At 59.3% G+C, this 14,210-nt stretch carries 12 protein-coding genes; 6 read left to right on the top strand and 6 right to left on the bottom strand.

The window, feature by feature from the left end:
• Positions 1 to 95 precede the first annotated feature (95 nt).
• Both HGP14_RS21140 and htpX read right to left on the bottom strand, forming a co-directional pair.
• A complete protein-coding gene (locus tag HGP14_RS21140) occupies positions 96 to 1,475 on the bottom strand; it encodes an RsmB/NOP family class I SAM-dependent RNA methyltransferase (protein ID WP_168831847.1) in 1,380 nt (459 codons plus the stop codon).
• Positions 1,472 to 2,431 (bottom strand): zinc metalloprotease HtpX, encoded by a 960-nt coding sequence (gene htpX / locus HGP14_RS21145; protein WP_168831848.1) that lies wholly within the window; start codon positions 2,429 to 2,431, stop codon positions 1,472 to 1,474. Before htpX ends, HGP14_RS21140 begins: the two co-directional genes overlap by 4 nt.
• Before the next feature lie 107 nt (positions 2,432 to 2,538).
• Between htpX and HGP14_RS21150 the strand changes: the two genes are divergently transcribed.
• Both HGP14_RS21150 and HGP14_RS21155 read left to right on the top strand, forming a co-directional pair.
• The gene (locus HGP14_RS21150) at positions 2,539 to 2,760 is read left to right on the top strand and encodes a DUF1674 domain-containing protein (RefSeq protein WP_168831849.1); all 222 of its coding nucleotides are present in this window, start codon (positions 2,539 to 2,541) and stop codon (positions 2,758 to 2,760) included.
• Positions 2,761 to 2,809: 49 nt separating this feature from the next.
• Positions 2,810 to 3,256, top strand: coding sequence for a thermonuclease family protein (locus tag HGP14_RS21155; protein WP_312862159.1), 447 nt, complete (start codon positions 2,810 to 2,812; stop codon positions 3,254 to 3,256).
• Positions 3,257 to 3,332: 76 nt separating this feature from the next.
• Here HGP14_RS21155 and acs read toward each other — a convergent pair whose 3' ends face one another.
• A complete protein-coding gene (acs, locus tag HGP14_RS21160; RefSeq protein ID WP_168831850.1) occupies positions 3,333 to 5,294 on the bottom strand; it encodes an acetate--CoA ligase in 1,962 nt (653 codons plus the stop codon).
• A 211-nt stretch (positions 5,295 to 5,505) separates the two neighbouring features.
• Between acs and HGP14_RS21165 the strand changes: the two genes are divergently transcribed.
• Positions 5,506 to 6,207, top strand: coding sequence for a DUF1013 domain-containing protein (locus HGP14_RS21165; protein ID WP_168831851.1), 702 nt, complete (start codon positions 5,506 to 5,508; stop codon positions 6,205 to 6,207).
• Positions 6,208 to 6,267: 60 nt separating this feature from the next.
• On the opposite strand, the gene HGP14_RS21170 is transcribed toward HGP14_RS21165, so the two are convergent.
• Both HGP14_RS21170 and HGP14_RS21175 read right to left on the bottom strand, forming a co-directional pair.
• A complete protein-coding gene (locus tag HGP14_RS21170; protein WP_168831852.1) occupies positions 6,268 to 8,178 on the bottom strand; it encodes a propionyl-CoA synthetase in 1,911 nt (636 codons plus the stop codon).
• An 82-nt stretch (positions 8,179 to 8,260) separates the two neighbouring features.
• Positions 8,261 to 8,920, bottom strand: a complete 660-nt coding sequence (locus HGP14_RS21175) for a YggS family pyridoxal phosphate-dependent enzyme (RefSeq protein WP_168831853.1) — start codon at positions 8,918 to 8,920, stop codon at positions 8,261 to 8,263.
• 198 nt (positions 8,921 to 9,118) lie between these two features.
• Here HGP14_RS21175 and leuS point away from each other — a divergent pair, with 198 nt between their 5' ends.
• Genes leuS through holA form a run of 3 tightly spaced genes read left to right on the top strand, consistent with a single transcriptional unit; the run spans position 9,119 to position 13,313 of the window.
• Entirely contained in the window at positions 9,119 to 11,749 is a 2,631-nt protein-coding gene (leuS, locus tag HGP14_RS21180; protein WP_168831854.1) for a leucine--tRNA ligase, read from the top strand.
• Positions 11,739 to 12,260, top strand: coding sequence for an LPS assembly lipoprotein LptE (gene lptE, locus HGP14_RS21185; RefSeq protein ID WP_168831855.1), 522 nt, complete (start codon positions 11,739 to 11,741; stop codon positions 12,258 to 12,260). The genes leuS and lptE overlap by 11 nt, the downstream gene beginning before the upstream one ends.
• 9 nt (positions 12,261 to 12,269) lie before the next feature.
• Entirely contained in the window at positions 12,270 to 13,313 is a 1,044-nt protein-coding gene (gene holA, locus HGP14_RS21190; protein ID WP_168831856.1) for a DNA polymerase III subunit delta, read from the top strand.
• Here holA and HGP14_RS21195 read toward each other — a convergent pair.
• Complete coding sequence (locus tag HGP14_RS21195; RefSeq protein WP_168831857.1) at positions 13,310 to 14,194, bottom strand: ParB/RepB/Spo0J family partition protein; 885 nt, start codon at positions 14,192 to 14,194, stop codon at positions 13,310 to 13,312. The two genes, holA and HGP14_RS21195, sit on opposite strands and share 4 nt — an antisense overlap.
• Positions 14,195 to 14,210 lie beyond the last annotated feature (16 nt).

Consider the following 14,210-nt stretch of genomic DNA (forward strand, 5'->3'; position numbering starts at 1 on the left):
CCTCATGATTAAGAATAGGTGAAGGAAGGCCGGTTTCAGCGGTAAGTTTGCATTAATTTGTGACAAAAACGAAATATAAGCGGCGCGCGTAGAAATCAGGCAACACGTCGCAATATGGCGGCATAAAAGCCGTCGAGGCCCGAGGCGACCGTCGCGGGCATGCGCAACATGGCAGGGATCGTGCGGAATTCGCCGAGCGGAGTGATCGCGCTTTCAAGACCGGGCCATCCGGCCGCATCGATTCTGACCCGCTCAATATTCGGCGTGTCCTGCAAAATCCGGCTGATGACATCCTCACCCTCAGCGGGATCCAGCGAGCAGTTTGAAAAGACGACCGCGCCGCCGGGCTTCACGAGCGTCAGCGCATGGCGAAGCAGCCGTTCCTGGACGCCGGCAAGCTTGGCGATGTCCTCGGGGCCTTTCGTCCAGAGAACATCCGGATGGCGGCGCGTCGTGCCCGTCGAAGAGCAGGGCGCGTCGAGCAGAACGGCGTCGAAAAGCTCTGCAGGGTCAAATTTCGTAAGATCGGTTACAAGCGTTTCCGCCTTGAGGCCCAGTCGATCGAGATTCGATCGCAGCCGCTTCAAACGGCTTTCGGATTGATCGATCGCCGTCACGCTGCCGCCGGCGACAATGAGCTGCGCGGTCTTGCCGCCCGGTGCGGCACAAAGATCGGCGACGCGCTTGCCGGAGAGATCGCCGAAGAGCTTCGCAGGAATGCTCGCCGCAGCGTCCTGCACCCACCATTCTCCCTGGTCGAAGCCTTCGAGGGAGGGAATAGAGCCCTCGAAGGCTGCAAGCCGCACGCCGCCGGTCGGCAGGACTTCGCCATTCAGCTTCCTTGCCCAGCCTGCGGCGTCGGACTTCACGGTGAGATCGATTGCGGCAGGCTCAAGCTGTGATTCGGATATAGCCGCGGCCGCTTCCTTCCCATAAGCCCTTTCGAGACGCTCGAGGAACCAGACCGGCATTGGCGGAATCTTGGCGATCTCTTCAAGGATCTTTTCCTTCTCACGGCCGAGGCGACGAAGGATCGCATTCACCAGCTTTGCAAAGCGGCGGTTGCGGGGATCCTGGTTCGCCTGCTCGACGGCAAGATCGACGGCCGAATGATCAGGAACATCGAGGTAAAGGATCTGTGCAGCGCCGACGGCAAGCACATGGTGAAGAGCGCGCGCTCCTTCCGGCAGCGGCGAATCGAGCAGCAAGGCAATCGCAGCATCGATGCGGGGCAGGTGCCTAAGCGTAGTATTCAGGATGGCCCGAACCAGCGCCCGATCGCCTTCGCCAAGCGCCTTGTAGGCCGGATTTCCGTGTTCGTGATCCAGCGCGCCATCCAGCGGCAGCTTGCGATCGACAACCGCGGACAGAATCTTGGCCGCAGCCGCACGCGCCTGCAGACCCGGTTTTGCGGGCGGACGGTCTGCAGGCGGTTTCTTCTTGCTGGATGGCTTGTCTCTGCTGGCTGATTTCAAGACCACGGACCTTTAGGCGGTTGGGAACCATCGCGGCCAATACCCGTATTCGGAACCGAGCGCGATTTGCGCGACGGATTAGCAGCGCGAACCGCGGCCGTCGAGCCATTCATGCCGCTCGCCGCCATTTCCTGAAGCGCGGCAATGCGGTTTTCCGTATTCGGATGCGTCGAAAACAGATTGTCCATCCGTTCCCCGGAAAGCGGATTGATGATGAACATATGCGCGGTCGCAGGATTGCGCTCGGCATCGTAGTTCGGGATATGCGCCGCGCCTCCGGCAATTTTAGCCAGGGCAGAAGCAAGCCAGAGCGGAATGCCGCTGATTTCAGCGCCGCGCCGGTCGGCGGAATATTCGCGCGTCCGGCTGATCGCCATCTGCACGAGCATGGCGGCAAGCGGCGCGACGATCATCGCCACGAGCGCACCGATAAAGCCGACGGAGTTGTTGTTGTCTCGATTGCCGCCAAAGAAGAACGCGAAGTTGCCGAGCATGGAGATCGCACCGGCAAGCGTCGCCGTAATCGTCATCGTCAGCGTATCGCGATACTGGATATGCGCCAGCTCGTGCGCCATCACGCCTGCAACTTCTTCCGGCGAAAGCATGCTGAGGAGTCCGGTCGAGGCAGCGACGGCGGCATTTTGCGGATTGCGGCCCGTCGCAAAGGCGTTCGGCTGCGGATTGTCGTACAGATAGACCTTGGGCATCGGCAGGCCGGCATTGCGCGCGAGATCCCGAACGATACCGAAGAATTCCGGCGCGTTGCGCTCGTCGACCTCCTGGGCCCGGTAGGCCGAGAGCACCATCCGGTCCGAATTCCAGTAGGCAAAGAAATTCATCCCCGCAGCTATCAACAAGGCGATCATCATGCCGCCGCGGCCGCCGATCAGAAAGCCGACGAACATGAACAGAGCCGTCATGAAGGCAAGCAACATGGCAGTACGAACGAGGTTCATCGAGGTCTCCATCTCCCATCTGCGGCGAAAGGGTTTAAATCGCGGCACCGGCGCATTATGATTTGGTTATTCGTCAGCCATTTTCAACATTCCGACGAGAGAGGCAAATGCAGCCAGCGGACAACGACAACACCGAAAGCCCGGTTACAGAAGGCGCTGCGCCAAACAAAGCCCTGTCGCCTGCTGCAAAGCGCGCGCTCGCGGAAGCGGAAGAACGGCGACGCAACGCCAAGCCTCTCGACCTTCCGCCCGAGATTGGCGGGCGAGGCGGCGCAGAGCCGGCCCGGTTCGGGGATTATGAAATCAACGGCCGCGCCATCGACTTCTAAGTAAATATTCCTATTGACTTTGACATTGGATCGGAATTTACTCCTTTCTATGCCCAAGATGCTCTTGATTCTCGCTAGTTTTACTGCGGCGTTCGTCGCCGAAGGACAAGCGCGCGATGAGATTTCGGGGCCGGTCGCTGCGGAGATCCTGCGCGTCATCGATGGCGATACGCTGCTTGTCGAGGCGCAGCCTTGGCCGCAGCAGAAGATGGAAGTCTATATGCGTATCCGCGGCATCGATACACCGGAGCTGCGCTCGAAATGCGAAAGCGTTCGCCAGGCGGGCCTCGAAGCGCAGCACGCGCTGGAAGAGCTCGCTGCCACATCACCCAGAATTCAGCTCACGCGCATTTCGGGGGACAAGTATTTCGGCCGCATCGTGGCCGACGTGACGCTCTCCGACGGCCGGAGCGTCGCCGATGATCTGCTCCTCGCCGGCCTTGCGCGGACCTATGACGGCGGGCGCAAGCCACAGCAGGTTTGCACGACAGGTTAGCTTGCCTCTGGTCTTCTGCCGTTTCCTTGTCATCGGATGCTCCTGCCGCCACATGGCGGCGGGAGCGCCTAAAAATTTAGCCCGTCTTTTTCTGGTTATTCTGGCGATTGGTGATCAGATCGTCGACGACAGCAGGATCGGCGAGCGTCGACGTGTCGCCGAGCGAGCCGAAATCATCCTCCGCGATTTTACGCAGGATGCGGCGCATGATCTTGCCGGAGCGAGTTTTCGGCAGGCCGGGGGCGAACTGGATTTTGTCCGGAGCCGCGATTGCGCCGATTTCCGCGCGGACGTGCTTCACAAGCTGCTGACGCAGGTCGTCGGAGCCTTCGCTGCCGGCCATCAGCGTCACGTAGCAGTAGATGCCCTGTCCCTTGATGGGATGGGGGTAGCCGACGACGGCAGCCTCCGAAACCAGATTATGCGACACCAGTGCTGATTCAACTTCGGCCGTGCCGAGACGGTGGCCGGAGACGTTCAGCACGTCATCGACACGTCCGGTAATCCAGTAATAACCGTCCTCGTCGCGGCGGCAGCCATCGCCGGTGAAATATTTGCCCTTGTATGTGGCAAAATACGTCTGGACGAAGCGCTTGTGGTCGCCATAGACCGTCCGCATCTGGCCCGGCCAGCTGTCAGCAATGCAGAGATTGCCGTCGGCGGGGCCTTCCAGCAGATTGCCTTCATTGTCGACGAGCTCCGGCTTGACGCCGAAGAAGGGCCTGGTCGCCGAGCCGGGCTTCAGGTCGGTTGCACCGGGCAGCGGCGTGATGAGAATGCCACCGGTTTCCGTCTGCCACCACGTGTCCACGATTGGGCAGCGTTGGTCGCCGACGACATTGTAGTACCACTCCCAGGCTTCCGGATTGATCGGCTCACCGACCGTGCCGAGCAGCCTGAGCGACGAACGCGACGAGCGCGTCACGAAATCATCGCCCGCCCCCATCAGCGCGCGGATTGCCGTCGGCGCCGTGTAGAAGATGTTGACCTTGTGCTTGTCGATCACTTCCCAGAAGCGGCCCTGGTCCGGAAAGGTCGGCACGCCTTCGAACATCAGCGTCGTCGCGCAATTCGAAAGCGGGCCGTAGACGATGTAGGAATGGCCGGTGACCCAGCCGACATCGGCCGTGCACCAGTAGATGTCGCCGGGATGATAATCGAAGACGTATTCATGCGTCATCGACGCATAGACGAGATAGCCTCCGGTGGTATGAAGCACTCCCTTCGGCTTGCCCGTGGAACCTGACGTGTAGAGGATGAAGAGCGGATCTTCCGCTTTCATTTTCACTGGCGGGCATTCTGCCTTCACCGTTGCCGCTTCCTGGTGATACCAGAGGTCACGGCCGGGCGCCCAGCCCGTCTTGCCGCCGGTGCGGCGCACGACAAGCACTTTGCTGACCTTTACATGGTGGCGCGCGGCGATATCGATGGCGGTGTCCGTGTTCTCCTTGAGGGGGATCGGCTTGCCACCGCGTAGACCTTCATCGCAGGTGATAACAAAGGTCGATTCGCAGTCGACAATGCGGCCGGCGAGCGCTTCCGGCGAAAAGCCGCCGAAGACGACGGAATGAACGGCGCCGATGCGCGAACAGGCGAGCATGGCGTAGGCCGCTTCCGGGATCATCGGCATGTAGATGGTGACGCGATCGCCCTTCTTGACGCCGTGCTTCTTCAGCACATTCGCCATGCGGCAGACATGCTCGTAGAGCTCGTTATAGGTGATCTTCTTATCGATATACGGATTGTCGCCTTCGAAGATGATCGCGACCTGATTGCCGTGCGTCTTCAGATGGCGATCGATGCAATTGTAGGAGACGTTGGTCTGGCCGTCTTCGAACCACTTGATCGAGACCTTGCCAGTGAAGGAGGTGTTTTTAACCTTTGTATAAGGCTTGAACCAGTCGATGCGCTTGCCGTGCTTGCCCCAGAATTTATCCGGGTTCTCGATACTTTCCTTATACCACTTCTCGTACTTGTCCTTATCGACCAAGGCATGGCTCTTCACCGGCTTCGAAACCGGATAGGTCTTTTCCGACATGGAACTCCTCCTTACAAAGACACGGCAGCGCGGTACCTGTCATTGGCATTCATAGCAGGTCAAAATCGCCCGGCAATTAGACAAAGGTCATTTCGTTACGCATCAATTGCAATTCCGCATCACTGCGGTTATATAGCGCCATATTTTCCGGACATTGTGGTTGATATCCACGGACCGCGGCACCGGCGCGGACGACAGAAGGACTATATCCATGGCTCAACAGCTGCTCATGCCGAAGGCGACCGCTATCTGGCTTGTCGACAATACCGCCCTGTCTTTCGATCAGATCGCGCAGTTTTGCAAGTTGCACCCTCTCGAAGTCAAGGCCATTGCCGACGGCGAAGCCGCGCAGGGCATCAAGGGCCTCGACCCGATCGCGACCGGGCAGCTTTCCCGCGACGAAATCGCCCGTGCTGAAGCCAATCCGAACCACAAGCTGAAGCTTTCCGAGCCAAAGGTTCGCGTCCCGGAATCCAAGCGCCGCGGCCCGCGTTACACGCCGGTCTCCAAGCGTCAGGACCGCCCGAATGCCATTCTCTGGCTTGTCCGCAACCATCCGGAACTGAAGGATGCGCAGATTTCACGCCTCGTCGGCACCACCAAGTCGACGATCGAGCAGATCCGCGAGCGGACACACTGGAACTCGGCAAACCTGACGCCGATGGATCCGGTCACGCTCGGCCTCTGCAGCCAGATCGATCTCGATATGGAAGTGGAAAAAGCATCCAAGGGTCGGCCACTGCCGACCGCTGCGGAACTCGGCGCAACATTGCAGTCTGCGCAGGAAACCGAGCGCCTTACTCCGAGCTTCGAGCGCGAGGAAGAGCGGGAGATCGACGCCGATGCCGTCTTTGCCAAGCTCAAGTCGCTGAAGTCCGCTCCGAAGGACGAGGACGAGGACGATCAGTATTGATTGTCTTTGACGATCAACACATTAGGCCCTGCGTAAGCGGGGCCTTTCTATTTCTGCGCTCTACATCGGCAGCGAACCGAACCCGCGCTTGCGCAGGGCTTCCGCGATTTCTTCGAGAATAGCTGGATCATCGATCGTCGCTGGCATTTTCCATGGAACGCCGTCGGCGATTTTCTGGATTGTGCCGCGAAGAATCTTGCCGGAGCGGGTCTTGGGAAGGCGGTCGACGGTTATTGCGGTCTTGAACGCGGCCACTGGGCCGATCACATCGCGGATCAGCTCCACGACCTCTGATTCGATGGCCGATGTTTCCCGTGAAACATTCTTCTTGAGGACCAGGAAACCGCAGGGTACCTGGCCCTTCAGCTGGTCGGCGATGCCGACCACCGCGCATTCGGCGACATCTGGATGTCTGGCGCAAACCTCCTCCATTGCTCCGGTCGACAGCCGGTGGCCGGCGCAGTTGATGATGTCATCGGTGCGCGCCATGATGAAGAGATAGCCATCTTCATCGATATAGCCGGCATCCGCTGTTTTATAGTAACCGGGAAACTCAGCGAGGTAAGCTGAATGGAAGCGCTCGTCGGCTTTCCATAACGTGGGTAGGCAACCTGGGGGCAGAGGAAGCTTTACAACGATGTTTCCGAGTGTCCCCGGCGTAACCGCATGGCCGGCATCATCGAGAACGTGGATGCCGAAGCCGGGCATGGGCACCGATGGGGAACCATGCTTCACCGGCAGGACCTCAACGCCCAACGGGTTCGCCACCATCGGCCATCCAGTTTCCGTCTGCCACCAATGATCGATCACGGGAACACCGAGCATACGCTCGGCCCACTTCAGTGTCTCCGGATCCGCCCGCTCCCCCGCCAGGAACAAGGCACGGAAATTCGGCATGGAATACGTCTTGATGTGAACGCCCTCGCTATCTTCGCGGCGAATGGCACGGAAGGCGGTGGGTGCAGTGAAAAGAACCCGGACATCATGCTCTGAAGCGATGCGCCAGAAGACGCCGGCATCCGGCGTGCCAACCGGCTTTCCTTCGAATATCACACTGGTGGCGCCCACCAGGAGCGGTGCATAGACGATGTAGGAATGACCGACGACCCAACCGATATCGGAAGCGGCCCAGAACACGTCGCCCTGCTTAATGCCGAAGATGTTCGCCATCGACCAGTGGAGGGCAACCATGTGGCCGCCATTGTCGCGCACAACGCCCTTCGGCTGGCCCGTCGTCCCGGATGTGTAGAGGATGTAGAGCTCGTCCGTTGCACTGACGGGGACGCACTCAACATTCACTCCGCGATTTCCCGCGACGGCAGCTTCGAAATCCTCGTCGCGACCATCGATCAGTTCGGCCACAAGCTGCGGCCTCTGCAAGACGAGACAATGGGCCGGCTTCAATTTCGCGATCGCAATCGCCTGATCGACTAAGGGCTTGTAGGGAACCACCCGCCCCGGTTCGAGCCCGCAACTTGCCGTAATGATTAGTTTCGCTTCCGAATCGTCGATGCGCGCCGCAAGCTCATTTGCGGCAAAGCCGCCGAACACGACGGAATGGACCGCGCCGATGCGCGCGCAGGCAAGCATGGAAAAGACCGCTTGCGGCACCATCGGCATGTAGATGATGACGCGGTCGCCTTTCGCGATCCCTCGTTGCCGCAGCGTCGCTGCAATGGCGGCCACTTCGACAAGGACTTCGTCATAGGTATATGCAGTCTTCGTACCGCTAATCGGGCTATCGTAGATGAATGCGATATCGCCACCGCGGCCAGCCCGAACATGGCGGTCGAGGCAATTGTAGCAGGTATTGGTTTCGCCCCCGACGAACCAGCGGCCATATGGACTGCCCGCTCGCGAAAAGGTCTGCTCTGGCTGTTTGAACCAGCTTATTTCCGCCGCCGCCTCACGCCAAAAGGCCTCCGGATCGTCCTTCCACCTGGCATAAGTCTGCCGATAGCCTCCCTGCATCTGCTCCTCCCCAGGACATGCAAGTTATCCTATCAATCTAGGGGAGGCAGGGCCGGAGAGAAAGCCCGACGAAAGGCGCGTATCAGCGGGCGCCGAAGATGGCGGAGCCCACGCGGACGCTCGTGGCGCCGAAGGCGACCGCTGTTTCGTAGTCACCGGACATGCCCATGGAGAGTTTCTCCACGCCAGATCTCGCGGCAAGCTTGGCCAGCAGGGCAAAATGCGGCCCAGGGTTTTCCTCGGCTGGCGGAATGCACATCAGTCCCTCAATCGAAAGACCGAGCTCGCTTCGGCAGAAATCGACAAACGCCGGCATATCGTTCGGAGCGATGCCGGCCTTTTGCGGCTCAAGCCCCGTATTCACCTGAACATAGAGGCGGGGGGTCTTCGCCTGCCGCTTCATTTCGCTAGCGAGCGCACGGGCGATCTTCTCGCGATCGACAGTTTCGATGACATCAAAAAGTGCAACGGCGTCGTCTGCCTTGTTTGATTGCAGGGGGCCGATGAGGTGTAGCTCAATGCCGGATGTCTCGGTCTTGAGTTCGGGCCATTTGCCCTGGCTCTCCTGGACGCGGTTCTCGCCGAAGATGCGCTGACCGGCTGCGATTGCTGGGCGAATAGCCTCTGCATCGAAGGTCTTTGACACGGCAACGAGCTGAACCGACCCAGCCGGGCGCCCGGATTGATGCTCTGCTGCCGCAATGCGAGAGCGCACCTCGTTCAACCGCTCTTGAAGTTCCATCGTGTTAACCCGACATGTCCGCGCAAGGAGAATGGCATGCACTAACCACGCATGGTGTTCTTGCCAAGACCTGTCTCTGTAAAAAGCGCTTTTGATGCCGCGGATCCGAGGTTTAGACGCCCGGAAAACTTGACGGTACGGCGGTTTCATGGTGAAGGTCACCACCAACCTCCCCTGATTTCCGGAAATTAGAATACCATGGCCACCGAACGTTATAATCCGCGCGACGCCGAGCCCCGCTGGCAGCAAAAATGGAACGAGGCGAAGGTCTTTGAGACCGACAATGCCGATCCGCGCGAAAAATATTACGTGCTCGAGATGTTCCCCTATCCGTCGGGCCGTATTCACATGGGCCATGTTCGCAACTACGCGATGGGCGATGTTGTTGCCCGATACAAGCGAGCCCGGGGCTTCAATGTTCTGCATCCCATGGGCTGGGATGCTTTCGGAATGCCGGCTGAAAACGCAGCAATGGAGCGCGGCGTCCATCCGGGCGCCTGGACATACCAGAACATCGCGTCGATGAGATCGCAGCTGAAGGCCATGGGCCTGTCACTCGATTGGAGCCGCGAATTCGCCACTTGCGACGTCGAGTATTACCAGCATCAGCAACACCTTTTCCTGGATTTTCTGGAAAAAGGTCTGGTCTACCGCAAGCAGTCGAAGGTGAATTGGGACCCGGTCGACAATACCGTTCTCGCCAATGAACAGGTGATCGACGGCCGCGGCTGGCGCTCCGGCGCCCTCGTCGAACAGCGTGAACTGACGCAGTGGTTCTTCAAGATCACCGATTTCAGCGAGGAGCTGCTTGACGCTCTGGACACACTCGACCAGTGGCCGGAGAAGGTTCGCCTGATGCAGAAGAACTGGATCGGTCGTTCCGAAGGAATGATGATCCGCTGGGAAATCGTACCGCAGACGGCGCCGGCTGGCGAAACCGAAGTGACGGTTTACACGACGCGTCCGGACACGCTGTTCGGCGCGTCGTTCCTTGCGATTGCCGCCGACCATCCGCTTGCAAAGGAAGCTGCCGGACGGGATCCGGCAATCGAAGCCTTTTGCGAGGAATGCCGTCGGGTCGGCACATCGCTGGCAGCACTCGAGACGGCAGAGAAGAAGGGCATGGATACCGGTATCCGCGTCCGGCACCCGCTCGATCCCTCCTGGGAGCTTCCGGTCTATGTCGCCAACTTCGTGCTGATGGACTACGGCACGGGCGCTATTTTCGGATGCCCTTCCGGCGACCAGCGCGACCTCGATTTCGCTCGTAAGTATGGCCTGCCCGTTGTTCCGGTTGTGATGCCGAAGGATGGCGATGCTGCGAGTTTCACCATCGGCGATACGGCCTACGACGGCGACGGCGTCATGATCAACTCGCGTTTCCTTGACGGCAAAACCACGGATGAGGCCTTCGATATCGTCGCCGATCGTCTGTCGAGCACGCTGCTCGGGAACGCACTTCAGGGCGAGCGCAAGGTTAATTTCCGGCTGCGCGACTGGGGTATTTCGCGGCAGCGCTATTGGGGCTGCCCGATTCCGGTCATCCATTGCGACGACTGTGGCGTCGTGCCGGTGCCGAAAAAGGACCTGCCTGTAAAGCTGCCGGCGGACGTTACGTTCGATCAGCCGGGTAACCCGCTCGACCGCCATCCGACCTGGCGGCACGTCGCCTGCCCGAGCTGTGGCAAGGATGCCCGGCGCGAAACGGATACGATGGACACTTTCGTCGATTCAAGCTGGTACTTCACCCGCTTTACCGCCCCTTGGGAAGGGACGCCTACCAATGTGGCCGCAGCTAACCGCTGGCTCCCTGTCGACCAGTATATCGGCGGCATCGAGCACGCGATCCTGCATCTGCTCTACTCGCGTTTCTTTACGCGAGCGATGCGCGAAACCGGGCATGTGGATGTGAAGGAGCCGTTCAAGGGACTGTTTACTCAGGGCATGGTGGTGCATGAGACCTACAGCCGCAACTCTGGATTGGGGCGCGAATGGGTAGCACCGGCCGATATCCGCATTGAAGAAGCCGATGGTAAACGGACCGCTTTCCTGCTGGAAAGCGGTGAGGAGGTCTCGATCGGCTCGATCGAGAAAATGTCCAAGTCCAAGAAGAACGTCGTCGATCCCGACGATATCATTGCCTCCTACGGCGCTGATACGGCGCGCTTCTTCGTTCTCTCAGACTCCCCGCCGGAACGCGACGTCATTTGGTCGGAAGCAGGGGTGGAAGGTGCGCACCGCTTCACACAGCGCCTGTGGCGCCTGATTTCCGAAGCATCGGGCGCTTTGGCCGGTGTCTCACCGCAGCCGGCAAAGGACGGCGAGGCGTTTTCGATTTCTCAGGCAGCCCACAAGACCTTGAATGCTGTGCAGAACGATTACGACAAGCTTTGGTTCAACAAGGCCGTCGCGCGGATTTACGAGCTGGTGAATGCCTTGGCAGGCCCGCTGACCAAGGTGGCGGCCGGCGAGGGCGACGCCGCCTATCGCTCGGCGGTTCGCAACGCGGCGGAGATTTTGGTTCAGCTCGTTGCACCGATGACGCCGCACCTGGCCGAAGAATGCTGGGCCGCACTCGGCAATAGTCAGATGCTCGCCCACGCTGCCTGGCCGGTTTATGACGACGCTCTGGTCAAGGATAATGAGGTCGTGCTGCCGGTTCAGATCAACGGCAAGAAGCGTGCTGAATTGACAATTTCTCGTGATGCAGATCAGAATGCCGTTACGCAGGCAGTCTTGGAGCTCGACGCAGTTGTCAGCGCGATGAACGGTCAGACGCCGAAGAAAATTATTGTGGTTCCGCAAAGGATTGTGAACATTGTCGTTTGATATCGCTTCCAAGCACGCACGCGGCGCCGCGATCACGCTCGTCCTTGCGTTTGCAGGCTTGCTTTCGGCCTGCCAGATCCAGCCGCTTTACTCGGAAACGTCGCCAGTGGCTGGCAAGCTCGCCTCCGTCGGCTTCTCGGACGCGACGAGCCGCGTTGGACAGGAGGTTCGCAACCATCTGATATTCTTGGCCACCCACGGCGCTGGCGAGGCCGTCAAACCGGCCTACGAAGCCGAACTGCAGGTACGCTCGGATGTTATCGATGCCCTTCTTGTCGAATCCTCCGACACGTCGCGTGCGGGCCGCGTGACGGTCAGCGTCGATTACACGCTGACCGCTACCGCCGACGGCAGGGTGATCAAGTCAGGCAACCGTTTCGCCACCGCGTTGGTCGATTTCCCGAAACAGGAATTTGCCAAGCAACGGGCGATTCGTGACGGCGAAGATCGCGCGGCGCGTCAAGCTGCTGAATTCGTCGGCTTGGACATCGCCGGCGCGCTCGGCCGTTAAGGTGCAGGCGTGGCGGAAATAAAGTCGCATGAGTTCGAAGGTTTTCTTCAACGTTCGGTTTCCGCCTACCGCATTTTCATCATCTATGGTCCAGATCGCGGTCTGGTTTCCGAGCGGGCAGGGCATATAGCCGCAAAGACCGGCGTTGCGCTCGACGATCCGTTTTCCTTGGTCAAGCTCGACATCGCCGACCTTCAGAAGAATCCCGGACGGCTACAGGACGAAGCAGGCGCCATAGGACTGTTCGGCGGCGAAAAGCTCCTCTGGGTACGAGGGGCGGCGAATGAAAAGTATCTGGTAGAAGCTTTGGATCAGCTTTCGAAGACGCCGCTAGACGGCGCCTTCATCATTGTCGAAGGCGGAGATCTGAAAAAGGGCTCACTTCTTCGTAAGCTTGCCGAAAGCACACGCAGCATCGTGGCAATTCCCTGCTATTCGGACGATGCTCGCGCGTTGAATGGTTTGATCGACAGCGAGCTAGCGTCAGAAGGTCTTCGCATAACGCCCGCCGCACGCCAGGCCCTAACCGCACTCATCGGCGGCGACCGCATCGCATCGCGCAACGAAATCAAAAAGCTCGCCCTCTATTGCCGTGGCTTGGAGATGATTGAAGAGCATCATGTGACAGAGATTATCGGCGATGCCAGCGCGATCTCGGTCGATGATGCTGTCGATGCCGTATTGAGCGGAAATGTCGGCAATTTATTGCATTCGATGCAGAAAATAGCGGCGTCCAAAACCGCCGTGTTCCTGGTCCTCCAGGCTTGCCTGAAGCAGTTCCAACTTCTGGATACAATGCGCGCGGAAATGGACGAAAAGCGCGCTCAGCCCGCGCAAATCATGCAGACGCATGGGCGCCATTTGCATTTCCGGCGCAAGCCCATCGTGGCGCAAGCGCTCCGCGCCTGGAGCGCGGAGGCGATCAGCCGGGAAACGAACAGGCTGCAATCTGCGATCCTGCAAACACGCAGGCGGCAGAGCATCGAGGACAGTATCGCGCTGCAAACGCTCCTGGCGACAACGATCCAAAGCGGCCGGAAGGCCTCGAGCTAACGCCGCTCCAGGAGGCGGCAGATTTCCTCCAATTGTTCCAATGACTTATAGGCAATGCGGATTTGCCCGCCATTGGCCTTGTGATTGATCGTGACATCCAGACCGAGAGCGTCGGAAAGCGTGCGCTCGAGGGCCAGCGTATCAGAATCCTTCTGATTACGCGTGCTGGGAGCGCGTTGCGGCTCGGACTGCGCCTTGATGTTGTGCTGCGCGAGCCTTTCTGCGTCACGGACCGACATTCCCTTTACCACGATGGTTCGGGCAAGGGCCGTTGGGTCGGATGTCGAAACGAGAGCGCGCGCATGCCCCGCCGAGAGACTGCCGGCTGCGAGAAACTCGCGCACTGGCTCTGGAAGCTTCAGGAGGCGCAGAGAATTGGCAACGTGGCTCCGGCTCTTGCCGATGATTTCACCAAGATCATTTTGAGTATAGCCATATTCTGCAATCAGCTGCTCGTATCCCAGCGCCTCTTCAAGGGCATTTAGGTCAGACCGCTGAACATTCTCGACGATCGCAATCTCAAGCGCAGTCTTGTCATCCACATCGCGGATGATCACCGGGATTTCGATAAGACCGGCCAGCTGCGCGGCGCGCCACCGTCTTTCGCCAGCGATGATTTCGTAGTGGTTGGCTGCGAGCGTACGAACAACAATCGGCTGGACAATGCCGTGCTGACGGATCGAGCTCGCAAGATCGTGTAATTCGCTATCATCAAAAAAGCGGCGCGGATTGCGCGGATTGCGGCTCACAAATTCGATCGGTATCAGGCGGTCAGCGCTGACGCTCGGTTTCTCACCATCGACCGGAAGCGACTGATCCATCTCGCCGATCAGCGCAGCGAGACCACGGCCCAGACGTCTTTTTGATGCATCATCATTCATTGCAATACTCACTTAC

Origin of the sequence: Rhizobium sp. P32RR-XVIII (assembly GCF_012641395.1) — a bacterium.
In the GTDB taxonomy this organism is placed as follows: Bacteria; Pseudomonadota; Alphaproteobacteria; order Rhizobiales; family Rhizobiaceae; genus Rhizobium.